Here is a 25,469-nt window from a genome sequence, read left to right as displayed (position 1 = left end):
AGGATCTGTTAATGCGGGAGTGGTGAGGGCTAATAATCATTGGGGGATGAACAAAACCCCCAATGATTAAAGTTTCACTTTATTATAATTGGTATTATTACGTTTGTAGTTTCGGTAATTTCATTTGTAATGATAAATAAGAAATAAGTGTTGTATGTAATCTTTCCATAATAAAAAACGTCCCAAAATGGGACGTTTTTTATTATGCGTATTGCCGTTTTTTCTTAATAAGCAACAAAACTTGTGACACACAAGCTAGTACTGGTAACTCAATCAATGGTCCAATAACGAGTGCAAGTGCGATAAGAGGCTCATCTGGAAAAGCGGTCACAGCGATAGCGAGTGCAACAGGTGAGTTTCTTGCTAACGTTGTTAAGCTTAGACTTACTGTATCTTTGTAAGATAAATGCATCATGCGCCCGATAAATTGTCCTAGTAAAAAATTAATGATGAAGAACAATAGAACAGGAACGAGTAATAATAAAACGACATTCATATTTTGCAGTAAATATTTACCTTGTGATGCAAACATCGCTACTATTGCTAAACTTAAAAATACAATTTGAGCAGAGCTGAAAAACGGAATGAGTTTATTCTCGAGAGTTTCAGCTTTTTTCATTTTATTCATAATGAATTTTGTAGCGTGTGCAAGTATAAATGGTAAGACGATTACGATAACAATACTTTCTACTAAAACAAAAACCGCTACAGTTTTCATGACACCAGCAAATAAAAATAAATAAATTGGAAGGAGTAGAACTTGCAAAATTAAATTTACAGGTAAAATTGCAGTAGAAAGTGCTACATTTCCTTTCGCTATTTCAGTAAAGATTAAGTACCAATCTGTGCATGGAGTAACCATTAACATTATAAATCCAACCCAAAGTGCTGGATGATCTGAAAGAAATAGTGCCCCTAACCCCCAAGCGAGTAAAGGTGTCCATAAGAAGTTAATAGTAAGACTTGTTCCAGCAAATTTTAAATTGCGAAATCCGTTTTTTATTTCTTTTAATGGGATGCTGAGGAATAATCCATATAGCATAAAAAATAAGAAGGGAACAATAAACTTGTCTGAATACGTATGTATCATATTAAATTGTCCGAGTACGATGCCGCATGTAACAGCAAAAAGAATAATAAAAGTTTGAATCTTTTCTATAGTGCTCATGAATAAATCCTTTCTATATATGAATTTTCCTCTCTAATTTTATTATACAAGTAATAAAGATGTATTTGGTGTTCAATTGTATTTTAGTTAATATTTTTAAATTGAGATTTTGTTTTTTATTAAAAGTTACTTGACTAAAGTAAGTTGCTATATTACAATCACTTACATAAGGTAATTAAATAACAAAAAGTTTTGATTGGCTTTACTTAAGGTATCAATTGGAACTTTTTATTAGAATAAGAATTTTTATGATGATGAATAATGAATATGATAAGAAAGTTTAGGTGAAGAAAATGGGATTATTTAGCTCGTTATTTGGTAAAAAAGAAGAAAATAAGAATGTAGAGGGGAATAAAAAAATGTCAAAAGTATTATTTGTAAAAGCAAACGATCGTCCAGCGGAGCAAGCAGTTAGTTCAAAAATGTATGAAACATTTGTAAGTACTTATAAAGAAGCAAATCCAAATACAGAAATTACGGAATTAGATTTATTTGCATTAGATCTTCCTTATTACGGAAATATCGCGATTTCAGGTGGATATAAACGTAGCCAAGGCATGGAGTTAACAGCTGAAGAAGAGAAGGCAGTTGCTACAGTAGATCAATATTTAAATCAGTTTTTAGAAGCTGATAAGGTTGTATTTGCATTCCCATTATGGAACTTTACAGTACCAGCACCATTAATCACATATATTTCATACTTATCTCAAGCTGGAAAAACGTTTAAATATACAGCAAATGGCCCAGAAGGTTTAGTTGGTGGTAAAAAAGTAGTTGTGTTAGGTGCTCGTGGTTCAGATTACTCTTCAGAACAAATGGCTCCTATGGAAATGGCAGTTAATTACGTAACAACTGTACTTGGATTCTGGGGAATTACAAATCCAGAGACAGTTGTAATTGAAGGGCACAATCAATATCCAGATCGTTCACAACAAATTGTTGAAGAAGGTCTAGAAAACGTTAAAAAAGTAGCAGCGAAATTTTAATTCATGATAGTAAATGGAAAAACCAACATGGATGACCATGTTGGTTTTTTAGTCTATTTTTCATGTTAAAAAATGTATATTTATAAAATAAAAGAAAAGTTCGAAAATAGTATTGCAAAATATTATATAGCAAACTATAATGAGTTCAAGAATAGTTGATACTTAAATTAAATATTCAGAAAATTCAATTAGTTAAAATTGGAAAATGAGATAAGGAAATTTGAATGGGGGTTATATTATGGCGAATAAAGTACCGTTTTCGTTCATAGTAGTTATTGGATTAATGTTATTTGCACTATTTTTTGGAGCGGGAAATTTAATTTTCCCAGCGATGCTTGGTCAATCAGCAGGAGAGAATGTATGGATTGCTAACGCTGGATTTTTAGTAACTGGTGTTGGACTACCATTACTAGGTGTACTAGCATTTGGTTTTTCAGGTAAAGATGATTTGCAGTCATTAGCAAGTCGCGCTCACCCAGTGTTCGGGATTGTGTTTACAACAGTTTTATACTTAGCGATCGGTCCGTTATTTGCAATACCGAGAACAGGAAATGTATCTTATGAAATTGGTCTTAAGCCGTTTATGCCAGAGGGAGTAGGTTCTACACCTTTAATTCTTTTCACAATTATATTCTTTAGCATCACTTGTTTTTTTTCGCTAAATCCCGCGAAAATTGTCGATATTGTTGGAAAAATTTTAACGCCAATTAAGTTGACTTTCATCGGTATTTTAGTAATCGTTGCTTTTATACATCCGATTGGAGATATGCAAGCACCAGTGGAAGCTTATACATCACATGCATTCTTTAAAGGATTCCAAGAAGGATACTTAACGATGGATACGCTCGCATCATTCGTATTCGGGATTATTATCATTAATGCAATTAAAGAAAAAGGTGCAAAAACGAAAACACAAATTATGGTCGTTTGTGCAAAAGCGACCATAATTGCAGCATCTATTTTAGCAATTATCTATACAGCTCTTTCTTATATGGGTGCTTCAAGTGTTGCAAAGCTTGGACATTTAGAGAACGGTGGAGAAGTATTAGCGAAAGTTTCTAACTACTATTTTGGATCATACGGCGGAGTATTATTAGGATTAATGATTACAGTAGCGTGTTTAACAACTAGTGTGGGACTTGTATCAGCATGTTCTTCATTCTTCCATAAGTTATTCCCAAATGTTCCTTACAAAGCAATTGCAATCACGCTCTGTGTATTTAGTGCCATTGTTGCAAACGTAGGATTAACACAATTAATCGCAGTTTCTGTTCCAGTATTAACAGCAATTTATCCACTAGCAATCGTATTGATTTTCTTAACATTCTTCCATTCATTATTTAAAGGAAGAGCGGAAGTTTATCAAGTAAGCTTGATCGTAACATTTATCATCAGCTTATTCGATGGATTAAGTGCAGCTGGAGTTAACATTGAAGTAGTAAGCCAAGTGTTCACTAAATTCCTTCCGATGCAGGAAGTAGGACTAGGCTGGATCTTCCCAGCGATTATCGGTGGATTTATCGGATATGGCATTAGCATTTTAAAAGTGAAAAACCAAGTTCAACCAGCAACTAGAGCAGATAAGAAAATAGGTTAAATAAAAAAAGTTATAGACTTGTTTCTATAGCTTTTTTTGTTACTATTAATAATGAGAAAAAATAAAGTAGTAGGGGAAATAAAATGAAAAAAACAATTGATCATATCGGAATCGCAGTTCGTGATATAGATAGTACGATACGTTTTTATGAAAATGTGTTACTAGGAACTTTAATAGATCGTTACGTAAGTGAAGCTCCTGGTGTGGAAAGCGAAGTAGCCATTCTTGAAGTGGATGGAGATAGAATTGAATTACTTGCACCGACGAATAATACGACATCTCCAATTGCCCGTTTTATTAAACAAAAAGGTAAAGGTGTTCATCACGTTGCGTATCGAGTAGATGATTTAGATGTGGCTTTAGAGGAATTGAAAGAACAAGGTATTCGAACGTTAAAGCATACACTTCGAATTAATAAACACGGCAGAAGATTAATCTATCTTAACCCAGCGGATACAGAGGGAACAATCATAGAGTATTGTGATTATCCGGAAGAGAAATAGAAGAGGGATATTTTTTTAAAGGTGTTACGTAATAACGTAATACCTTTTTATTTATGTATTTCACACTTTCTTCACAAATGATTCACGATAACTTTTCTTCTTCAGGAACTTACGTAAATATATTTTATGATATAATAACAATCAACTTTAAAAATGTAAGTAGTATCTATGAAGGTAGTTACTATTATATTGGAAGTTTAGAGGTGAGAGAGAAATAAATAGTTATACTGTATAGAAGATTATATTTAATAAGGTTAATATTTCGCCCGATAATCAAACTTGGAAAGTTAAAGGAATGGAAGTATAGCGATGAGTAAGAAAGAAGTGAAGTGATTGTGAAAGTAATGAGAAAGTTAGGGACATGGTTATTAATTGCATGTGTGCTTATCATATCGATACCGAAAAGTACATCTGCTCATGCGTACGTTGTGAAATCAAACCCTGTTGAAAATGAAACTTTGAAGAAGGCACCATCTGTTGTGAAAATCGAATTCGATGAGGACATACAAGTTTCAAGTTTTAATACATTGTACGTGAGGGATACATCAGGTAAAAGGGTCGATTTGAAAGATGCTCATATTGATAAAAAAAACAAAAAACTATTAGAAGCAGGGTTAAAAGAAAATCTGAAAAACGGACTCTACTCTATTCAGTGGAAAGTGATTTCAGCTGATGGACATCCAATTCAAGGAGTTATTCCGTTCCGAATTGGGTCAGCGGAAGCGGGAGCAGATGATGTACAAGTAGAAGAGATGGGGTATGTCCCGCAAATAGATATGATTATGGAACGTGGGGTTCTATATACAAGTTTCTCACTATTTATAGGAGTGCTATTCTTTAATCTTATTATGTATAAAGGGAATGCAACCTCGGTTCGATCAAGGAGTAAGAACATAATATGGATTTCCTTATTTGGGATATTTATTAGCTTGTTATTCAATCTACCACTACAAGCAAAAATAAATGCAGATGTTTCATGGCTAGAAGCATTCAATCCTTTACTCTTAAAAGAAACGTTACAGCTTTCTGTTTTTGGATATGTATGGATTACTCAAATGGTTCTTATTAGTTCACTTATAATTGTTACGTATTTTGCGATGAAGTGTGGGAAGCTATCGTCGTTTAAAGTATGGAGTATTCCAATAGTATTGTTTATCGGGATACTTGTTATGAAAGCCTTTAATAGTCATGCATATGGTTTGAAGTTTAAAGAGATTGCTGTCGTTATGGATTTTCTGCATTTATTTGCAGCTTCATTATGGATTGGCGGTCTATCATCCATTATTCTTCTTTTACGTAAAGAGGATGACAAGTGGAGTATGTATTGGGATATGATTAAGCGTTTTTCACCGTGGGCAACAGGTGCTGTCATCGTGATTTTAATAACAGGTCTTTTTAACAGTACATTTTTTATTCCAACAATCCACTCTTTATTTGATACGAAGTATGGATTAGCTTTATTAGCAAAAATACTTTTATTCATTTTCATGGGGATATTGGGAATTGTACATTATGTGAAAGGGAAAATGAGAGCGCAGAAGGGATTAGGCGCTACGGTGAAAGTAGAGTTTATCATCGGAATTATCATTTTTGTCATCGTAGCTTTTATGACAAACGTACAAACACCACCGATGCCTCCTACGGGACCTTTTACAGAAAGTAAGCAACTGGATAATGGGTATGAACTTACTTTACATGTAAGTCCTAATAAAGTAGGACAAAATACATTTCATATTACTTTAAAGGATGAAAACGGACAACCTGTTACTGATATGGAGCAAATTATTTTAACTACTCAATCATTAGATATGAATATGGGAAAAGGTTCATTTAAAGTTTCAGCAGTTTCACCGGGAGAATATGAAGCAGAAGGTATGTATATTAACATGACAGGAAACTGGAATATACATGTTCATGGATTAACAAAATCTCTGGATAGCTTCGATACAGATTATAAATTTATTGTAGGTGGCAGATAAAGAGGCGTTATAGATGAAAGGGAGTTAATAGAAAATGAAACGTATAAAAAAATTAGGAACAACAATGATCGCAACAATAATTGCAATGGGAATCTTTTCGTTACCTGTTAGTGCTCATGTGACGGTAAAGCCAGAAACTTCTGATGTTAATTCATGGGAGACTTACACAATAAAGGTACCAGTTGAAAAAAATATAGCAACAACAAAAGTCACACTAAAAATACCGTCTGGCGTTGAGTTTCAACAGTATGAGCCAGTGCCAGGGTGGAAAGTGGAAGCGCAAAAAGATAGTGCTGGAAAAGTGAAAACTGTAGTATGGGAAGCGACAGGAGAAGGGATTTTAACCGGTCAATTCCAACGATTTACTTTCGTCGCTAAAAATCCGGATAAAGAGCAAAAAATAGCTTGGGACGCATATCAACAATATAAAGATGGAGAAATTGTTGAATGGACAGGCGATGAAAAAGCTGAAAAACCACATTCACTTACTACAATTGCAAAAGGTACGTCATTAACAGGAGAACATGGTGAAGTGTCTAGTGTAGAAAAGAATGAAGGCACTAGTAATATGCAAGTAATAGCGATTGTCTTATCTATTTTGGCGATTGTATCGTCGGTTGGTGCGTGTGTTTTTGTAGTACGTCGTAAAAAGTAAGACGTAAGAAAGAGCCTACAAACAGTAGGCTCTTTCTTACGTTTATTTCAATTCAACTTGCTGCCTTATAGCAAGTGCTTTTGGTTTTATATTTACAAAACAAATGCTCACAACAATAAATAATAGCCCAATAAATAAGCTCATTGTAATGGCCTCATGTAAGAAAATTGAACTTACAATAATAGCGATTAGTGGAATGAGGAATGTATAAGCCCCAACTTTACTTGCTTCACCAGCTCCAACAAGTGTGAAGTATGCAAGCCACCCCATTGCAATAACGAAGAACGAAATAAAGAGAAGTACGCTAACAAATGGTATACTCCAAGCGATACTAGACCAGCTTTCAAACTCTGAACCAAATCCAATTAAGCAAAGCCCGCCAATAATGAGCTGAAGTGTTACCATCCAAATGGAATTAACGCGGTGCCCAGTCTTCTTAATAAATACTGTTCCAAGTGCCCAGCCAATAGCGCATCCTATCGCGAGAAGGATTCCGATAATAGAGATATGTCCAGTTAAACTACTAGAGCTAATGACACCCACGCCAATAAATCCAAGAACAAGCCCAAAAATTTTTAAGCCGTACATAGATTCTTCAAGCCAAATCCATGAGAAAACGCCGAGTAAAACAGGTTGTAGAAATACAATGGCGGAAAATAACCCAGCTGGCATATATTGAAGGCCTACAGTTTGTAATCCGTAAAATATAATGATGTTAAGTAAAGAAGAAATAACGTATAAATGCCAAGTTTCTTTTAAGTGTAACTCTTTGTATTTCGGTAATGCGAAAAGGAGTAAAATGAATCCTCCAATTAAAGTTCGAACGCCTGCAAATAAAACGGGTGGTGTATAATGCAGGGCAAACTTAGATAAAGGCCAATTGATTCCCCACATGAAAACGAGAAAGGTAAGGATTATGGCCGTCTTAGTTCGAGAAAGCTGTGTCACGGTAAGACCTCCTTGTTGTTATTCATTTCACTATGATATGATATCGACTGTAATAAATAAAATGAATCTTTTTTATGGGGAGTATAAGTGATTAGTTATGACCATTACACAACTGCAAGTATTAATAAAAACCGTTGAGTTAGGTAGTTTTACGAAGGCAGCTCGGGTGTTAAATATGACGCAGCCAGCTGTTAGTCATGCGATTTCAAGTATTGAGTCAGAGATAGGAGTTACGATTCTTATACGTGATAAACGAAAAGGATTAATTGTTACGGATGTAGGAAACAGAATTCTTGTACATATTAGAGAGATTTTGAACGGTGTAGAGAAGATTGAACAAGAAGTTGCGATGGAGAAAGGGCACGAAGTTGGGACGATTCGAATTGGGAGTTTTCCGAGCGCTTCTGCACATTTCTTACCCAAAATGATAAACCTTTTTAAGGAGAAGTATCCGAACTTAGAAGTCGTTCTTTGTGAAGGAACGATTAAAGAAGTTGAAGATTGGTTAGTATCGAGGGTTATTGATATAGGAATTGTTATTTTGCCTAATAAAGATATGGAGATTGTTCCATTAACGAAGGGGAAAATGGTTGCTATCTTAAGAGAGGATCATCCTCTCTGTAAGAAGGACGCTCTTACAATTTGTGATTTAGAGAATGAACCGATCATATTATGTAAGGGTGGATACGAACCACCCATTATTGATATGTTTAAACAAGCAAACGTACCACTTCGGGCTGAATATGTAATTTCGACAGTTACTACAGCTTTAAATATGATTCAAGAAGGATTGGGTATTGCAATATTAGCTGAATTATCTTTAACGAATTTACCAAAAAATGTGCAAACGAGAGAATTGGAACCACAAGTATGGAGAGAAATTGCTTTAGCTGTTCCTTCATTAAAGGATTCTTCAATCGCTGTGCAGCTATTTATTGAAGAATTTCAATCGCTATTTGCAGAATAAAAAGAGGTGTCTCATATATCATAATGGGACACTTTTTAATTTACTTATAAAAAATCTATGAAAAGGATTGACTTATTTTTTAGTTGTAACTATAATGATTACATCGAGGTGGTGATTACGATGAAAATTAGTAGCCGCTTTTCCATAGCTGTTCATATTTTATCTATTTTGAAAAACAATCCATCTTCACTTTGTACTTCAGACTATATGGCTGAGAGTGTCAATACAAATCCAGTAGTCATTCGTAAAATCATGTCGTACTTGAAACAAGCTGGCTTTGTTTACGTAAATCGTGGACCGGGTGGCGCGGGATTACTAAAGGATTTATATGAAATCACATTGTTAGATGTGTATCATGCAGTGAACGTAGTCGAAGAAGACAAGCTATTTCATATTCACGAGCAACCGAATCCAGATTGTCCAATTGGGGCGAATATTCAAGCGGTGTTAGAAATTATTTTAATTCAAGCACAATCCGCGATGGAAGAAGTTTTGAGAAATATTACAATGGGGCAGTTGTTTGAAACTTTGCAAGAAAAAATGAATGCTTAAATCCTATTTATATTTTTTTGTCATTAATGTAACTGATTTGATTACAATGATAAAGGTAAGGTGTAAAAGTTATGACTGTAAAAATGAAAGTATACTCAGATTTTATATGTCCGTTTTGTTTTTTAGCAAAAGGTCCATTAGATGAGGTAGCGAAAGAGAAAGATGTAGAGATTGAATGGATGCCATTTGAATTACGTCCAAGTCCATATTCAAAAATAGATCCATGGAATGAACCAGAAAAATTAGGTTCATGGGATGCTTTCATTCTTCCGACAGCGAAGAAGTTAGGAATTGATATGCGCTTGCCACGTGTTTCACCACATCCATATACACATTTAGCTTTCGAAGGATGTCAATTTGCGAAAGAACGTGGACTAGGTAATGAGTATCATCACCGCGTATTCACAGCATTTTTCCAAGAAGAGCAAAACATTGAAGATATTGATGTGTTAACAAAATTAGCGGTAGAAGTAGGACTTCCTGAGGCGGAATTTAAAGATGCTTTAGTAACTCGTAAATATAAAGAAAAGCATCAAGAAGCAATTCAACACGCATATGATGAAGCGAATATTATGGCTGTTCCAACTGTCATGATTGGAGATGAAGTCATTCAAGGGCTTGCTAGTAAAGAAACACTAGAAAGGGTCATTGATAAAGAAATTGAAAAGGATAAAACAAATTCATTTGAAGGTATGCAATGTAATACCGATGGATATTGCTAATTCGCTTGTTATGAAATAACAAAATAAATTATAAAACAAACATTTGGAGGAATTAAAATGTCAGCAACTACAACAAACTTAAAAGAAGCAATTGTGAATCGCCGTTCAATTCGTAAAGTAGCAAAAAACGATGCAATTACGAAAGAAAGAATTGAAGAAGTGTTAAAAACAGCTTTACACGCACCAACATCTTTCAATATGCAAAGTGGTCGTATGGTTGTATTAATGGATGGAGAGCATGAAAAGTTTTGGGATATTGTTAAAGAAACACTAAGAGCTCGCGTACCAGCAGAAAACTTTGAAGCGACTGTAGAAAGACTAAAAGGCTTCCATGCAGGTGTAGGAACAGTTCTATTCTTTGAAGATCAAGCAACTGTACAAAAAATGCAAGAAAATGCGCCATTATATAAAGATCAGTTCCCATTCTGGTCTCATCAAGGAAATGCGATGTTACAACATACTGTGTGGATGCTATTATCTGCTGAAGGAATTGGAGCGTCATTACAACATTACAACCCAATCGTAGATGCTGAAGTGAAAGAAACTTGGAACATTCCAGCAGAGTGGAGCTTAGTAGGTCAAATGCCATTTGGTGAACCAAACGAACAACCAGCAGAAAGAACGTTCTTGCCTACTGAAGATGTAGTGAAATTTTATTAAGAAATACAATATGTAACGAGAAGGAAGCTGTGCTTAAAAACAGCTTCCTTTTTTGTAGTGGTGTTAATTTATGTGCATTTAGGGAAGAAATATAAGAAATAATCCGGTGAGAAGGGAATTAGAAAAATGAATGATGAGAAAAAATATACAGTGGTAGGTACTGATGTTGAGGAAGTAAAGCGTTTAAATAAAAATTCAGGGTTAACGTATAATCAAGTGAAAGAAATGTTAGCAAAGCAAATGCAAAAAAGAAGTAATTAGATTGAAATCTTTCATTTTTTCATTTAGCATTTTGATTGAAGAGAGTTAAGTAAAAGGTAACTCTCTTTTTCGTGTAACGAAGCACCTTATAGAGTGGAGGAAGCAACATGAAGAAATGGGTAAAGGTAACGTTGTCTATCGCTGGAGGCATTGTCTTATTAGCGTGTGTCGGCGGATATTACGTGTATAAAAATTATTTTCCAAAGGAACCTGAGCGTATTGTATATGATAAAGAAAGAGTGCTACAACCGATACATAATCAGCTTAAAGGAATCAATATAGAAAATGTAAAAATAAAAGAAAAAGAAGTCGTAAATGCGACTGTAGATGAGCTTCAAAAAATGATTGATGATGGAAAGTTGTCATATGAAGAATTAACGAGCATTTATCTCTTTAGAATACAAGAACATGATCAAAATGGAATAACATTAAATTCTGTTACAGAGATAAATCCTAATGCGATGGAAGAAGCAAGAAAGTTAGATCAAGAGCGGGGTAGAAACAAAAATTCGAATTTATATGGTATTCCTGTCGTTGTAAAAGATAATGTACAGACGGAAAAAGTGATGCCGACTAGTGCAGGAACTTATGTATTAAAAGATTGGATTGCAGATCAAGACGCAACAATTGTGAAGCAGTTGAAAGAAGAAGGAGCATTTGTTTTAGGAAAAGCGAATATGTCTGAGTGGGCGAACTATTTATCTTTTACAATGCCAAGTGGGTATAGCGGGAAGAAAGGACAAAATTTAAACCCGTACGGTCCGATTACATTCGATACTTCAGGATCAAGTTCAGGATCTGCTACAGTAGTTGCGGCAGATTTTGCGCCGCTTGCAATTGGAACAGAAACGACGGGATCGATTGTTGCACCAGCGGCGCAGCAATCAGTAGTTGGGTTACGTCCATCTTTAGGTATGGTAAGTAGAACAGGAATTATTCCATTAGCTGAAACTCTTGATACAGCAGGACCTATGGCAAGAACAGTAAAAGATGCAGCAACGTTATTTAATGCAATGATAGGTTATGACGAAAAAGATGTTATGACAGAAAAAATGAAAGATAAAGAAAGAATTGATTATACAAAGGATTTATCAATAGATGGATTAAAAGGGAAAAAGATAGGGCTTCTTTTTTCTGTAGACCAACAAGATGAAAATAGAAAAACAGTAGCAGAAAAAATTAGAAAAGACCTTCAAGATGCAGGTGCGATATTAGCTGATAATATCCAGTTAAGTGCTGAGGGTGTAGATAATTTGCAAACATTAGAATATGAGTTCAAGCATAATGTAAACGACTATTTTTCACAGCAAAAAAATATACCGGTAAAATCGTTAGAAGAGATTATAGCGTTTAATAAAAAGGATAGTAAAAGACGAATAAAATACGGACAAACATTAATTGAGGGGTCTGAAAAATCTGCTATAACGAAAGAAGAGTTCGAAAACGTAGTACAAACGAGTCAAGCAAATGCAAAAAAAGAGCTAGATAGGTATTTAGTAGAAAAAGGTTTGGATGCTCTAGTTATGATTAATAACGATGAAGTTCTTCTATCAGCTGTAGCTGGTTATCCGGAATTAGCGGTTCCTGCTGGATATGATAAAAATGGAGAACCAATCGGTGTAGTGTTTGTAGGGAAACAGTTTGGTGAAAGAGAGCTTTTCAATATGGGATATGCGTATGAACAGCAGTCTAAAAATAGAAAATCACCTAGTTTATAAAAAGATTATATGAAAAATAACTGGAGTCCACCGAAATATGTTGGTGGATTCCAGTTAAACGAATCTAACAATATGAAAAGAAAAAAAGGATTCTTCTCAATTAGTAAGAAAGATTGTCTATAGGAGTTCATAAAATGTAATAGATTCAATTTCCATCCATTGGAGGGGGAGGTTAATTCTTAATGAATGAAGTAAAGAGTTTTTTTCGAAGTAGAGGGTTTCAACGGTTTCTCGTTTTAATAATAGTAGCGCTTGTATTATATGCATTAAAAAGTATGATCAATTTAATATTAATTACGTTTATACTGACGTTTTTAATGGATCGATTTCAACGTTTTATTTCAAGGAAATTGAAAGTAAACCGGAAAATTGTTATTGCATGTTTGTATATAATACTAGTTTCCTTTATAGGCACAACGTTATATAAATATTTACCTGTGCTGACGATACAAATTTCACAATTAATTTATCAATTTAAACTATTTTTTCAAAATCCACCTGATAATGAAATCGTTAAATATGTACTTTCGACAATTAATGGGATGGAAGTATCAAAATATATAGAACAAGGTGTAGATGTTATATATCAATCAATAGCAAATATAGGGAAGGTAAGTTTACAAATATTATTATCTCTAATTTTAAGCTTATTTTTCTTATTAGAAAAAGAGCGTATTATTACATTTACATCTAAGTTTAAAGATAGTAAGTTAAAAATCTTTTATGAGGAAATTGCATATTTTGGTGAAAGATTTGCAAGATCGTTCGGAAAAGTAATTGAAGCTCAGTTTTTAATTGCCGTTGTAAATTGTATTCTTACTGTCATTGCATTAATTGTTTTAGGATTTCCACAGCTACTTGTATTAGCTGTTATGGTTTTCTTACTAGGGTTGATTCCTGTTGCAGGTGTGATTATTTCTTTGTTTCCACTTTGTATCATTGCTTACAACGTAGGCGGAGTTATGTACGTAGTATACATACTCGTGTTCATAACAGTAATCCACGCTCTTGAAAGTTATTTTTTAAATCCGAAGTTTATGTCTGCAAAAACAAATTTACCAATCTTTTATACATTTATGATTCTCATCTTCTCAGAGCATTTCCTCGGAATATGGGGGCTTATTATCGGGATACCAATCTTTATCTTTTTATTAGATGTACTTGATATAAATAATGAGGATGCGACTAAAAAATAAGAAATGATAGAAAATCATTAAAAGGTCATAGGGGATAATTAAGATAAAAAAGCAATCCAAAATAAATTGGATTGCTTTTTTATCTTAATTAAAGAACCGGAGCCATTGTTTCTTTTAATACTTGAACAGAGTGATCGAATTTTAATTCTTCTTCTTCACTTAATTCAACCTCTAAAATTTCACGAACACCGCCGCGATTTAAAACAGCAGGCACCCCGATATAAACATCTTTTTGACCATATTGACCTTCTAAGTAAGCTGATACAGTTAATACACTATTTTCGTCGTTTAAAATTGCTTTTGTAACACGTAGAAGTGACATACCGATACCATAATAAGTTGCGCCTTTACGCTCAATAATATGGTAAGCTGCATCACGGACGTTTATGAAAATTTTGTCTAAATCTTCTTGATTATACGTGTTGTCTTTTTCAAGCAGTGTTTGTAGTTTTTGGATACCAACGGAAACATGACTCCAAACAGGAAGTTCAGTATCGCCGTGTTCTCCGATAATATAAGCGTGAATGTTGTGTGGACCAATATCGAAGTACTCACCTAACATATAGCGGAAACGAGCAGAATCAAGCGTTGTACCAGAACCGATTACACGTTCTTTCGGTAAACCAGATTCTTTCCAAGTTACGTAAGTTAAAATATCTACAGGGTTTGTTGCGATTAAGAAGATGCCATCAAATCCGCTATCCATAATACTGCGAACGATTTGTTTAAAGATTTTAGCGTTTTTCTCAACTAAATCTAAACGTGTTTCGCCTGGTTTTTGTGGTAATCCAGCTGTAATAACTACAAGGTCAGCATCTTTACAATCTTCGTAGCTGCCTTTCCATACTCTAGTTGGAGCTGGTGCGAATGGAACAGCATGACTTAAATCCATTGCCTCCCCTTCAGCTTTTGCCTCATTTACATCGACTAAAACAAATTCTTCAGCTACGGCTTGGTTAATCATGCAGTAAGCATAACTACATCCAACTGCTCCTGTTCCTACTAATACAACACGGTTAATACCTTTTTTCATTTCAAAATTCCTCGCAATTTCATTGATTTTATTATGTAAGATAATACGTCTTACTTCTATAGAGTCATATCTAGTTTATTACATTTTATAAAAGATATTCAAGTATTTGAAAATGTATCCGTGCAAATCCGCGAACAAAACATAGGAATTCAGTGAACCGAATATAATTCAGTAAAATCCTTTGTAAAAGGGGAAATGGCATGGGGAACCCATTAGCAATGGAAGAAATGCTTCATATTATTCATGCAGGGCTTGTCAAAAAGAATAACCCAAAACGGATTACGATTGCAGGTGCAGGGATTTCTGGATTAGTTGCAGGTTCTTTATTAAAAGAGGCTGGGCACGAAGTAACGATTATAGAAGCAAATAACAGAATAGGTGGCAGGGTGTATACGATTCGGGAACCATTTAGTGTGGGTTTATATTTTAATGCGGGACCGATGAGAATCCCTGACACCCATAAGTTAACCTTAGCGTATATTCATAAATTTAAACTACCTTTAAACCTTTTTATAAATAAAACTTTTGCAGATATCATTTATACGAATAACATTCAAACGAGATTGAATGTGTTTGAAAATGATCCAAGTGTACTTGAATATCCGGTTTTGGATAAAGAAAGAGGAAAAACGGCAGAAGAGCTAATGATTGAGGTATTAGAACCAATACTAAATTATATTAAGAAGGATCCTGATAAAAACTGGCTTATCGTTGAAAAAAAGTATAAAACGTATTCGCTTGGTTTATTTTTAATGGAGTATTATTCAGATGGTGCAATAGATATGATTGGGGTACTTCTTGATATGGAAGCTTATATGGGAATGTCCTTAATTGAAGTATTACGTGAAATGATTTTCTTTACTTCAACGACGAAATATTATGAAATAACTGGTGGAATGGATAAGTTATCGAATGCATTCTTACCACAATTAAGAGAACATATTTTAATGCCATATAAGGTTGATAAAATTATACAAGAAGATAATAAAGTAATGTTACAAGGAAATCATGAACAAACGTTAGAGCAATTTACAATAACAAGTGATTTTGCTATTATTACAATTCCATTTTCAGCGTTAAGATTTGTAGAAGTTCAGCCATACTATTTATTCTCTTATTTTAAAAAAAGAGCAATTCGTGAATTAAATTATATTGCTGCAACTAAAATTGCAATAGAGTTTAAAAGTAGATTTTGGGAGAAAGCGGGACAGTGTGGCGGTAAATCTATTACTGATTTACAGATACGGTTTACATACTATCCGAGTTATGGCATTCATACTCCAGGACCAGCTATCGTAATAGCAAGTTATACGTGGGCAGATGAGGCGTTAACATGGGATAGTCTCCCGCAAAGAGATCGTATTCGTTACGCATTAAAAAATTTAGCGGAAATATACGGTGACATCGTCTATAGTGAGTTTGTCACTGGAACATCTTTTAGCTGGAGTAAAAATCCGTATTCTTGCGGTGCATTTACAGCTTTCGAACCAGGCCAAGAGCTCGAGTTATTTCCGTATATTACACCACCATCTGGAAAAGTACATTTTGCAGGAGAGCATACGACATTAACACATGGATGGATGCAAGGGGCAATTGAGTCTGGAGTAAGAGTTGCATATGAAGTAAATGAACAGTGAATCTCTTATATTTACAAATGGTCATTCTTTTAATAAAATGATAAATATAAATCGTAATTATTACGCTTTGAATACATTTGAAGTAAAGAAATGGATGGTCGGTTGAATGAATAAAGTGGAGATTCATATATTAGGTGGTTTTTTAGGTAGTGGAAAATCAACATTATTACAAAATTTATTGTTAGCAGAGAAAAAGAAGAATAGAAAAGTTGCAGTATTAATGAATGAAATTGGTGAATACTCGGTAGATACAGATATTATTGGAAAAGAGAATGTTTTAAGAGAACTTCTTAAAGGCTGTATTTGTTGTACGTTAAAAGAAGAGCTTGAAATACAATTACATTCGTTATACCAACAAGAAAGACCAGATGTCATTTATATAGAAACGACAGGTGTTGCGCATCCAATTGAAGTGTTAGACGCGTGTGTCTCGCCAATTTTAGCTCCTTTCCTGGAAGTGAAATCAATTGTAGTCGTTTTAGATGCAGTAAGGTGGTTAAACAAAAGTATATTAAGTGCAAATGTACAACAGCTATTGCATGAGCAACTGAAATTTGGTAGTCACATTCTTGTTAATAAAGCAGATTTACTAACAGATGAAGATAAGAACATAGTACTTGAAGAAGTAAAGACAATAAATGATCATGCGAAAATGTATGAGACAAAGTATTGTAATATATCTTTAAAAGATATAGAAGAAGCAGAATTTCCAAATGATGAGGAACATGAGACACTACACGTTAAACAGCATTTACATATACAAACGATGACGTATCAATTTACGAAACCGATTGATCAAGACAAATTATATGAATGGCTTTCGAATTTACCAGATAGTATTTATCGAGTGAAAGGCTTTGTGAAATTCCATGGAGATAAATACCCTCACCTATTCCAATATTCGTTCGGAGTACCGACTTTACTGGAACAAGATTTCGGTTTCCCAACAAACTTAGTAGTAATTGGAGAAGGAATAGATAAGAAACGATTGGCTGAAGGGTTAGAGAAAGTAGAACTTAACTCTAATTAAGGTGAAAAGACTAACTTAAAAAATAAGTTAGTCTTTTTGTATGGCCATTACTAAAATGAAACAGTATTTTCAATTGGATTGCAGAATATATATTGATTGTATGTCCGTTTCCATTACATAGGAAGGTGATTATATATTTGTGCCGAATGTAGAGGGTACTACAAGAGTTTTCCATTATCTATCGTATTAGTTAGTCATGATTACGGACAGGGGATTTTGGCGTGTTTGATTCTATCAGAAAGTAAAGTATGGGGAGGATCACAATGTCGATGAAAAAACGTAAGTGGCTAAAGACAATGTTTACTGGTTGTGTTTTAGGTTCATTATTAATAACGGCAGCTTGTTCAGGAAAGAAAACAAGTACAGAGGATGAAAAAACGATTAAGGTAGGAGTCCTTGCTTCTTTAACAGGACCGCTAGAATCGTATGGAAAACAAACAGTGAACGGATTTGAATTAGGGTTAGACTATGCAACTGGTGGGACTGGGAAAGTAGATGGGAAAAAGATTAAGTTTGTTGTAGAAGATACAGAAACGAAAGCGGATGTAGCAGTGAAGAAAGCTACGAAGTTATTAGAAGAAGAGAAAGTTGATTTTTTAGTTGGATCGTCTAGTTCAAGTGATACGTTAGCGGTTTTACCACTGGCAGAAGAATATGAAAAGATTATGGTTGTAGAACCGGCAGTTGCGGATAGTATTACCGGGAAGAACTGGAATAAATATATTTTTAGAACTGGAAGAAGTTCCTCACAAGATGCGATTGCAGGAGCAGCAGCAATTGCGAAAAAAGATGTAAAGATTGCGACATTTGCCCCAGATAACGCTTTTGGTCGTGAAGGGATTGCTGCATTTAAAGCGGGTGCGAAAAAATTAGGTGCGAACATTGTGAATGAGCAATACGCGGATACAAATTCAACAGATTTTACAGCGAATATTCAAAATATCATTAGTTCAAAACCAGATTATTTATTTATCGTTTGGGCAGGGGCAAATTCACCTTGGAAACAGTTGAAAGATATGAATGTGGAAGCGCAGGGTATTAAAATTTCTACAGGTGCGCCAGATATACTAGCATTAAAAACAATGGATGCATTAGTAGGTATGCAAGGTTTTTCTGTATATTATCACACACTTCCAAAAAATAAAGTGAATGATTGGCTAGTTGAAGAGCATAAAAAACGTTTTAATGGTGCAGTGCCAGATTTGTTTACAGCGGGAGGAATGTCAGCAGCAATTTCTATTGTAGAAGCCTTAAAGAAAACAAAAGGTGATACAGATGTAGATACCTTGATTAAGAAAATGGAAGGAATGGAATTTGATACACCAAAAGGAAAGATGAAGTTTAGAGAGAAGGATCACCAAGCGATGCAGACACTGTATTCTATCACATTGAAAAAGCAAGACGGTGTTGATTATCCGGTGCCAGTGTTAGAGCGAGAATTAACGATGAAAGAAACAGAACCACCAGTTCAAAATAAATAGACTGAATTTTCTGTTGTTTTTGTATAAAGAGGGGGGACCCTCTTTATACATATTTCTTTCATACTCACGGCTTTAAAGGGAGGGGATTTCGTGACACATTTGTTAGAGACGAAAAATCTTAGCGTATCTTTTGGTGAAGATCATGTTATTAAAGATGTAAATTTAACTGTCCAAAAAGGAAAACTCATTTCTATTATCGGGCCAAATGGTGCGGGGAAGACAACATTATTTAATTTACTAAGTGGACAGATTTCACCCACAACAGGTGAAGTGTATTTTAAAGGGCAAGATATTACAAAACTATCGATTTCAGATCGAACACGCTTAGGAATCGGTCGCTCTTTTCAGCTTACAAACATATTCCCAGAATTAACGGTACTTGAAAATGTCCGTTTAAGTGTTCAATCATTCGTACAAGATTACTATAGTTTTTTCCCGAGTCCAGCAAAATTAAAGCAACAAGTTGGAGAGGCGAGACGTTTCTTAAAAACAGTATTACTTCACGAGAAAGAGAACGTATTAGCGAAAGATTTGGCACATGGAGAGAAAAGAAAGCTAGAACTTGCGATGTTATTAGCTTTAAAAACGGATGTGTTATTACTTGATGAGCCGACGGCAGGTATTTCGGTTGAGGAAGTCCCTGCTATATTACAAGTGATTGAAAATATTAAGAAACATCCAGAGAGCACAATTGTACTTATCGAACACAAAATGGATATGATACTAGGTTTGTCAGATCATCTTATCGTTTTATTTCATGGAGAGTTATTGGCTGAAGGATTGCCAGAAGAAATTATGAAAGATGAGCGTGTACAAAGTGCTTATTTAGGGGGATTATATAGTGGCACTATTACAAGTGAATAATATAGAAACGTATTTAGATCAGTTTCATATTTTGCAAGGAGTATCTCTTACTGTTGAGAAAGGGACGATTACTGTACTGTTTGGTAGAAACGGGGCAGGGAAAACAACGACATTACGTTCAGTTATGGGGTTTCACCGGATTGCAGATGGTGAAATTTATTATGATAGTGCAAAAGTAAGTGGATTACCTACACATTTAATTTCAAGGAAAGGAATAGGGTATGTACCAGAAAATCAAGGTATTTTTCATGATTTGACAGTAGAAGAAACATTCGCTCTTGCTAGGGGGAAAGGTGAAGAAGTAGAAGGGAAAATAGAGTGGATGCTGGAACTATTTCCGGATTTAAAGCAGTTTTGGAATAAGAAAAGTGGGCTCTTGAGCGGAGGGCAAAAGCAAATGTTGGCTATTTCAAGAGCGTTTATTAATAGTGATGGATTATTACTTATTGATGAACCGAGCAAAGGGCTATCCCCGATAATGGTGGAGAAATTAATGGTAGCTATTTTGAAGATGAAAGAGAAAACAACAGTTTTACTTGTTGAGCAAAATTTTATGATGGCTAGTCAAATTGGCGATTATTTTTACATTATGGATAACGGACGAATTGTTCATAACGGTTTTATGAATGAATTAAAAAAGGATAAGGAAATGTGTCATAAATATTTAGGAATCTCTTAACATGAACCCGAGGTGAAAAGGATGGATGTGTTAATAAATTTATTTGTAAATGGGATTTCAACAGGGATGCTCATTTTTTTGTTAGCATCAGGTCTTTCACTTATTTTCGGTCTAATGAGCGTTTTAAACTTTGCACACGGTGGTTTATTTGCGTGGGGAGCATTTACAGGTGTTTGGTTATTTAATATGACAGGAAGTTATATATTAGCTTTAGTTGGAGCAGTAGCTATGGGAATGTTCCTAGGATTTATTTTAGAAAGGTTTCTTATTAGACCAGTATATGGAAATCATGTTCGACAGCTGCTCGTTACGCTTGGAGGAATGCTCGTTCTTAGTGAGTGTATTAAAATATTTTGGGGGCCAAACCCTATTAGTGCAAAATTACCGTTATGGTTACAAGGAAGTTTTACATTCGAAGGAATTATATTAATTAAATATCGTCTATTCGTTATTTTAATTGGAATAATTATTTACATTGCACTACAACTATTACTCCAAAAGACGAAGATAGGTCTTATGATCCGTGCAGGTGTAATGGATAAAGAAATGGTTCAAGCGCTTGGTATTAATGTAAAAGCGATATTTTCTTTCGTCTTTTTATTAGGAGCAGGGATGGCAGCTTTGGGAGGTTTCTTATTAGCACCGTATTCGGGTGTTATTTTCGCCGAGATGGGCATGCAGTATGCAATTTTAGCTTTTATAGTAGTAATTATCGGAGGATTAGGAAGCGTACAAGGTTCAGCTCTTGCGTCTTTAATTGTCGGATTAGCTGGTGCTTTTACAGCGTATTTTATACCAGATTTATCACTTGCAATTAATATGCTAATGTTACTATTTTTCTTAATAGTAAAGCCAACTGGGCTTGTTGGTGAAAAGGGGTGAAATGGTGAACAACACATCGGACCGAATTAAAGTATACTTCGGAGTATGTATGCTAATTTGTTTAAGTGTATTTCCGTTCGTAAATGATTCACGGAGCCTGTTAATTTTGTTCACTCAAATCTTCATCTTTGCTATTTTTGCAATGAGTTTTGATGTATTGCTTGGGTATACAGGAATTGTATCGTTCGGTCATTGTATGTTCTTTGGGATAGGAGCATATGGGGTAGCGCTTTTATTTGATCGGCAAGGCGTATCAATAACGAATTTTTTAATAGGGATAGTAGCTGCAATTATTGTTTCAGCAATCGTTAGTTATATAATTGGTTTGCTTTCTTTACGGTTGAAAAGTCATTTTTATGCAATGTTAACACTTGCTATTTCACAGTTGTTTTTCGTACTTGCTGAAAAATGGCGTGGGCTTACTCACGGAGGAGATGGTTTTACATTTGGGGTACCAGAAATATTCCGTGATCGTTTTACTTTTTATTATGTATCACTTATATGTTTACTCTTCATTTTTATTCTATTACGTCTTTTTACAAAGTCTTCTATTGGGAAAGTATTAAAAGCAATTTCACAAAATGAACAACGTGTTGAAGCACTTGGATATAAAGTCCTCCATTATAAAATAATCGCAAGTGTAGTCGCAGGAATAGTAGCTGCAATTAGCGGTGGTTTATTTGTTATTACATTACGCTTTGTCAATACGACTGTATTTTCAATTGAAATGACACTAAATGCACTCTTAATGACAATGATTGGAGGAGTCGGAACATTAATTGGAGCTATTGCTGGGTCTGGGATTATTGAATCACTAAAATATTATTTATCAGAACTAGCGACGGAATATCCGATTTTTGAAAGATGGACGATTATTCTAGGTTTATTGTATATTATCGTGCTACTCGTTTTTCCGAAAGGATTGGTTGGGACGGTTAAGAAATTGAAGAGTTTTAAAAGGAATAAAAAGGAGAAAAGTACAGAAGTGGAGCAAAACGTGTGAAAAATCAATTGTATACAAAATAAAAATCCCTCTTGTATATTCGTTAAAGAGGGATTTTTATTTTGAAAAAAGTTTGTAATCAAAGTCATTTTATTAATCAAATAGTTCATCAGGGATATGCTTTATAAAGGTTTGATTCGTAAAAAAATGAACAGCTAAATTCTCAAGGGGAACATCTTCAATTATTACTAATGTATCATTTTTAATCGGTAAAAAAGCTATTCCTTTTCCATCAGCAATAAACTCTTCCATAAGCGAATAAGAATCCAACTGTTGAAGTTGTCGCTGAGATAGATTGTTTTCTTTTAGAAATTGTATTGTCTTATTCCTAAAAGGGCACTTTTTGTCATTGCTAACGAAGAAAATTTCTTTTGAATAATCAATGGTACATTTTTCTTTCGCTTTTAATAAGCCTACAGAAATTGAGGTTGTGAACACTTTTTTAAACGATGCGTCAGGATAATCCTCATAAGTTATGACCATATCAACTTTTTGTTGCTGCAGTAATTTTTGCAAATGACTACTACTTTCTACATATATTTGATAATTTCTGAAATTTACTTTAATACGCTTACTTAAATAATTTGTCAAAATAGATTGTGACGTCGCTATTATATAAGAAGAACCACTCGTTTTAATTTCATCTTTTACTTCTTCTAATAGAGTTAATATTTTATTCGTGTAATCTAATAAAATGTCACCAGCAGGTAACAAGGAAACACCTTTGTTATCTCTATGTAGTAAAGGCGTTTCTAATTCTTGTTCTAATTTTTTGATTCGCTCAGTTACGTTCGGTTGAACATATCCTAACTCTTTAGCAGCTTTACTAATAGAACCCTCACTGGCCACAGTTTTGAATATAATAAGATCATTTATTTCCATGTATCTCAGCCCCTTATGCACTATCATTATAAATGATACCAAACATAATTTATACCTATTTTACGTTAGCCGCTTATCGATTTATCATAATGTATATAAGATTGAAAGCGAGTGATAAACATGATTGGAATGCAATATAAGGTCATTCTTCCAAAGGATTATGACATGGAAATTATTAAGAAAAGGGTAAAGGATAATGGCTATAAAACTGATGGTTTCCAAGAACTAAATTTTAAAGCTTATTTAATTACGGAAACGGAGAAAGACGGGAATTTTTATAACTGCTATGCACCTTTATATATTTGGAATGGTCATGAAGGGATGAATAAATTTATCTTTGAAGGGTATTACGATAACATTTTACAATCTTTTGGATGGCAACAAATACATATAGGTGTTCCATTAGTGGTTAATCTAAGTGATGGATTTAAGAAAAGTAGATATGTTGTTGAATATGCAGGAAGTATTTCTCAAAGTAAAACGTTGATTGGGACTCAATTAAACACGATAAATGAAAATGTACAAAACAATGAAAAGTGTTTAGGGAATGTAATCGTTTATAATCCGGATAAATGGGGATACAGTAGGTTTGAGTTTTATGAAGAGAAGCCTGAAATGGTAACAAATAAAGGTGTTACAGTATATGAGATTTTGCACATTTCACGATGAAAACTTGTTGAAATTAAATTAAGAAAAAGGAATGAAAATGTATGCCTTTTGTGAACGTTTATTATCATGAAAATATATTAAATAAAGAAGAGTTGAAAAAGATAGGTGAATGTATTCATCTGTCATTAATTGAACATTTTAACATCCCTGAAAATGATTTTTTTCAAATGTTTTTACCTTATCAACAAAATCACTTTTTATATAATCCATATTATTTATTAGAAAGAGGAGAAAAGAGAACGGAGAATATGATTTATGTTTCTATTACATGTGGACCGGAAAGAACGATAAAACAAAAAAGGAATTTATATCAGTCGATATCCTTGAAGGTTTCTAAATGTTCGAGGATAAAAAGTGCAGATATTTTTATTACGCTAAATGAGACATCTGCTGAAAATTGGTCATTTGGTCAAGGATTGGCACAATTGGTAAAAGTGAAGGGTGAATGAAATGATGAATGAATCAATTGAATATTGTATTCAAGAGAAAATGAGAGAAAAGGCACCTGCATTTGCTCATTATAGTGAAGAGATATTGTTTGAGGAAGTGTGGCGGGATGATACTTTAACATTAAGAGAAAGAAGTTTATGTACAGTGTCGGCATTAATCAGTCTTGGTCATACAGAACAATTATTATTTCATTTGCAGTTGGCCAAACAAAATGGAATTGCAGAAAATGAAATGATTGCATTAATAACGCATATGGCTTTTTATGTTGGCTGGCCCAAAGCAGTAACAGCTTTAAATATAGTAATGAATGAAATGAAAAGTTAAGAATAATGATAAGTAAGAATTCATGTTTATATGAATTCTTACTTATCATTATTTATGCAATACTCTATCGCTATATTTATTACATTTTATCTTGCTTTTTTATCACTTGCGTAGTAAATTGATAGTAAGATGAACGCTAGGAAGTGATGAAACATGCGTGATAATACGATAGGATCATTAATATGGTTACGTTTAATACGATTTACGAACCAAAGTAATCAAATGTCAAATGAGTTTTTAAAACGTTTTGATTTAACGACAGCTCAATTTGATGTGCTTTTGCAAATACGTACGTATCAACCACTAACACAAATGGAGTTAGCTGAAAAGGTAACTGTTACACAAGGTGGCATTTCTCGAATGTTAACTCGTCTTGAAAAAGAAGGATATATTGTACGAAAACAAGATTGGAAAACGAAAACAATTAGTCTTACAGAGCAAGGAGAAGCAGCTTTAGAGAGAGCATTGCCAGAGCAACTTGCATTTCAATCTTCGTTTTTTGATGATGTATTAAATGAAGAAGAGCAGAAAATATTATACGAGCTGATGACGAAAGTTCATAAGCATAGCGAAAAAAAAGAATTACCGCAAGAGTAATTTTTTTTACATCATCAATTGACTAA

The 25,469-nt window shown here is 34.1% G+C and carries 27 protein-coding genes; 23 read left to right on the top strand and 4 right to left on the bottom strand.

Annotated elements, in window-relative coordinates; genetic code table 11:
• Positions 1 to 202: 202 nt before the first annotated feature.
• On the bottom strand, positions 203 to 1,168 hold the full coding sequence (locus tag N2V92_RS25600; protein WP_000103812.1) for an arsenic resistance protein: 966 nt from the start codon (positions 1,166 to 1,168) through the stop codon (positions 203 to 205).
• Positions 1,169 to 1,461: 293 nt separating this feature from the next.
• Between N2V92_RS25600 and N2V92_RS25595 the strand changes: the two genes are divergently transcribed.
• From N2V92_RS25595 to N2V92_RS25575, 5 genes are all read left to right on the top strand, one after another.
• Positions 1,462 to 2,154: an FMN-dependent NADH-azoreductase gene (locus tag N2V92_RS25595; protein ID WP_000522502.1), complete on the top strand. Its 693-nt coding sequence runs from the start codon at positions 1,462 to 1,464 to the stop codon at positions 2,152 to 2,154.
• A 238-nt stretch (positions 2,155 to 2,392) separates the two neighbouring features.
• The gene (gene brnQ, locus N2V92_RS25590; protein ID WP_001284783.1) at positions 2,393 to 3,751 is read left to right on the top strand and encodes a branched-chain amino acid transport system II carrier protein; all 1,359 of its coding nucleotides are present in this window, start codon (positions 2,393 to 2,395) and stop codon (positions 3,749 to 3,751) included.
• An 83-nt stretch (positions 3,752 to 3,834) separates the two neighbouring features.
• A complete protein-coding gene (locus N2V92_RS25585; protein WP_000750851.1) occupies positions 3,835 to 4,254 on the top strand; it encodes a VOC family protein in 420 nt (139 codons plus the stop codon).
• 329 nt (positions 4,255 to 4,583) lie between these two features.
• Positions 4,584 to 6,233 (top strand): copper resistance CopC/CopD family protein, encoded by a 1,650-nt coding sequence (locus tag N2V92_RS25580; RefSeq protein ID WP_002083252.1) that lies wholly within the window; start codon positions 4,584 to 4,586, stop codon positions 6,231 to 6,233.
• Between the two features lie 34 nt (positions 6,234 to 6,267).
• Complete coding sequence (locus N2V92_RS25575; RefSeq protein WP_000821388.1) at positions 6,268 to 6,888, top strand: YcnI family copper-binding membrane protein; 621 nt, start codon at positions 6,268 to 6,270, stop codon at positions 6,886 to 6,888.
• A gap of 42 nt (positions 6,889 to 6,930) precedes the next feature.
• Here N2V92_RS25575 and N2V92_RS25570 read toward each other — a convergent pair whose 3' ends face one another.
• On the bottom strand, positions 6,931 to 7,836 hold the full coding sequence (locus N2V92_RS25570; protein ID WP_000192819.1) for a DMT family transporter: 906 nt from the start codon (positions 7,834 to 7,836) through the stop codon (positions 6,931 to 6,933).
• A 97-nt stretch (positions 7,837 to 7,933) separates the two neighbouring features.
• Here N2V92_RS25570 and N2V92_RS25565 point away from each other — a divergent pair, with 97 nt between their 5' ends.
• From N2V92_RS25565 to N2V92_RS25535, 7 genes are all read left to right on the top strand, one after another.
• Positions 7,934 to 8,803: a LysR family transcriptional regulator gene (locus tag N2V92_RS25565; protein ID WP_000156761.1), complete on the top strand. Its 870-nt coding sequence runs from the start codon at positions 7,934 to 7,936 to the stop codon at positions 8,801 to 8,803.
• Between the two features lie 120 nt (positions 8,804 to 8,923).
• Complete coding sequence (locus N2V92_RS25560; RefSeq protein WP_000704085.1) at positions 8,924 to 9,355, top strand: Rrf2 family transcriptional regulator; 432 nt, start codon at positions 8,924 to 8,926, stop codon at positions 9,353 to 9,355.
• Between the two features lie 71 nt (positions 9,356 to 9,426).
• Positions 9,427 to 10,077 carry a DsbA family oxidoreductase gene (locus N2V92_RS25555; protein ID WP_000216673.1) on the top strand — a complete coding sequence of 217 codons (651 nt, stop codon included), beginning with the start codon at positions 9,427 to 9,429 and terminating at the stop codon, positions 10,075 to 10,077.
• Positions 10,078 to 10,134: 57 nt separating this feature from the next.
• On the top strand, positions 10,135 to 10,737 hold the full coding sequence (locus N2V92_RS25550) for a nitroreductase family protein (protein ID WP_001277013.1): 603 nt from the start codon (positions 10,135 to 10,137) through the stop codon (positions 10,735 to 10,737).
• Between the two features lie 126 nt (positions 10,738 to 10,863).
• Positions 10,864 to 10,998: a hypothetical protein gene (locus tag N2V92_RS25545; protein ID WP_000997346.1), complete on the top strand. Its 135-nt coding sequence runs from the start codon at positions 10,864 to 10,866 to the stop codon at positions 10,996 to 10,998.
• 107 nt (positions 10,999 to 11,105) lie between these two features.
• Entirely contained in the window at positions 11,106 to 12,716 is a 1,611-nt protein-coding gene (locus tag N2V92_RS25540) for an amidase family protein (protein WP_000759452.1), read from the top strand.
• A 182-nt stretch (positions 12,717 to 12,898) separates the two neighbouring features.
• The gene (locus N2V92_RS25535) at positions 12,899 to 13,912 is read left to right on the top strand and encodes an AI-2E family transporter (protein WP_001006602.1); all 1,014 of its coding nucleotides are present in this window, start codon (positions 12,899 to 12,901) and stop codon (positions 13,910 to 13,912) included.
• An 88-nt stretch (positions 13,913 to 14,000) separates the two neighbouring features.
• Here the strand turns inward: N2V92_RS25535 and N2V92_RS25530 are convergent, their stop codons facing one another.
• On the bottom strand, positions 14,001 to 14,945 hold the full coding sequence (locus N2V92_RS25530; RefSeq protein ID WP_000715322.1) for an L-lactate dehydrogenase: 945 nt from the start codon (positions 14,943 to 14,945) through the stop codon (positions 14,001 to 14,003).
• 200 nt (positions 14,946 to 15,145) lie between these two features.
• On the opposite strand from N2V92_RS25530, the gene N2V92_RS25525 reads away from it, so the two are divergent.
• The 7 genes from N2V92_RS25525 to N2V92_RS25495 all read left to right on the top strand — a co-directional run bounded on the left by N2V92_RS25525 (position 15,146) and on the right by N2V92_RS25495 (position 22,521).
• Complete coding sequence (locus N2V92_RS25525; RefSeq protein ID WP_016077854.1) at positions 15,146 to 16,582, top strand: flavin monoamine oxidase family protein; 1,437 nt, start codon at positions 15,146 to 15,148, stop codon at positions 16,580 to 16,582.
• 106 nt (positions 16,583 to 16,688) lie between these two features.
• Complete coding sequence (locus N2V92_RS25520; protein ID WP_001044926.1) at positions 16,689 to 17,612, top strand: CobW family GTP-binding protein; 924 nt, start codon at positions 16,689 to 16,691, stop codon at positions 17,610 to 17,612.
• A gap of 263 nt (positions 17,613 to 17,875) precedes the next feature.
• Positions 17,876 to 19,093 carry a substrate-binding domain-containing protein gene (locus N2V92_RS25515; protein ID WP_016077853.1) on the top strand — a complete coding sequence of 406 codons (1,218 nt, stop codon included), beginning with the start codon at positions 17,876 to 17,878 and terminating at the stop codon, positions 19,091 to 19,093.
• Positions 19,094 to 19,183: 90 nt separating this feature from the next.
• Complete coding sequence (locus tag N2V92_RS25510; RefSeq protein ID WP_016077852.1) at positions 19,184 to 19,957, top strand: ABC transporter ATP-binding protein; 774 nt, start codon at positions 19,184 to 19,186, stop codon at positions 19,955 to 19,957.
• The gene (locus N2V92_RS25505) at positions 19,935 to 20,636 is read left to right on the top strand and encodes an ABC transporter ATP-binding protein (protein WP_001196709.1); all 702 of its coding nucleotides are present in this window, start codon (positions 19,935 to 19,937) and stop codon (positions 20,634 to 20,636) included. The genes N2V92_RS25510 and N2V92_RS25505 overlap by 23 nt, the downstream gene beginning before the upstream one ends.
• A gap of 21 nt (positions 20,637 to 20,657) precedes the next feature.
• Entirely contained in the window at positions 20,658 to 21,518 is an 861-nt protein-coding gene (locus N2V92_RS25500; protein ID WP_016077851.1) for a branched-chain amino acid ABC transporter permease, read from the top strand.
• Positions 21,519 to 21,567: 49 nt separating this feature from the next.
• Positions 21,568 to 22,521 carry a branched-chain amino acid ABC transporter permease gene (locus N2V92_RS25495; RefSeq protein WP_016077850.1) on the top strand — a complete coding sequence of 318 codons (954 nt, stop codon included), beginning with the start codon at positions 21,568 to 21,570 and terminating at the stop codon, positions 22,519 to 22,521.
• Positions 22,522 to 22,614: 93 nt separating this feature from the next.
• Here the strand turns inward: N2V92_RS25495 and N2V92_RS25490 are convergent, their stop codons facing one another.
• Positions 22,615 to 23,403, bottom strand: coding sequence for a LysR family transcriptional regulator (locus tag N2V92_RS25490; RefSeq protein ID WP_000404994.1), 789 nt, complete (start codon positions 23,401 to 23,403; stop codon positions 22,615 to 22,617).
• A gap of 120 nt (positions 23,404 to 23,523) precedes the next feature.
• Here N2V92_RS25490 and N2V92_RS25485 point away from each other — a divergent pair, with 120 nt between their 5' ends.
• The 4 genes from N2V92_RS25485 (at position 23,524) to N2V92_RS25470 (ending at position 25,443) form a co-directional block, all read left to right on the top strand.
• Positions 23,524 to 24,072 carry a DUF4865 family protein gene (locus N2V92_RS25485; protein ID WP_000579906.1) on the top strand — a complete coding sequence of 183 codons (549 nt, stop codon included), beginning with the start codon at positions 23,524 to 23,526 and terminating at the stop codon, positions 24,070 to 24,072.
• A gap of 41 nt (positions 24,073 to 24,113) precedes the next feature.
• Entirely contained in the window at positions 24,114 to 24,521 is a 408-nt protein-coding gene (locus tag N2V92_RS25480) for a tautomerase family protein (RefSeq protein ID WP_042597851.1), read from the top strand.
• Between the two features lies 1 nt (position 24,522).
• Positions 24,523 to 24,846 (top strand): carboxymuconolactone decarboxylase family protein, encoded by a 324-nt coding sequence (locus N2V92_RS25475; protein WP_000980843.1) that lies wholly within the window; start codon positions 24,523 to 24,525, stop codon positions 24,844 to 24,846.
• 153 nt (positions 24,847 to 24,999) lie between these two features.
• Positions 25,000 to 25,443, top strand: coding sequence for a MarR family winged helix-turn-helix transcriptional regulator (locus tag N2V92_RS25470; protein WP_001205523.1), 444 nt, complete (start codon positions 25,000 to 25,002; stop codon positions 25,441 to 25,443).
• Positions 25,444 to 25,469: the final 26 nt, after the last annotated feature.

Source organism: Bacillus sp. CH_48, from assembly GCF_038008465.1.
Taxonomy (GTDB): domain Bacteria; phylum Bacillota; class Bacilli; order Bacillales; family Bacillaceae_G; genus Bacillus_A; species Bacillus_A thuringiensis_S.
This window is presented reverse-complemented; position numbering and strand designations above follow the sequence as displayed.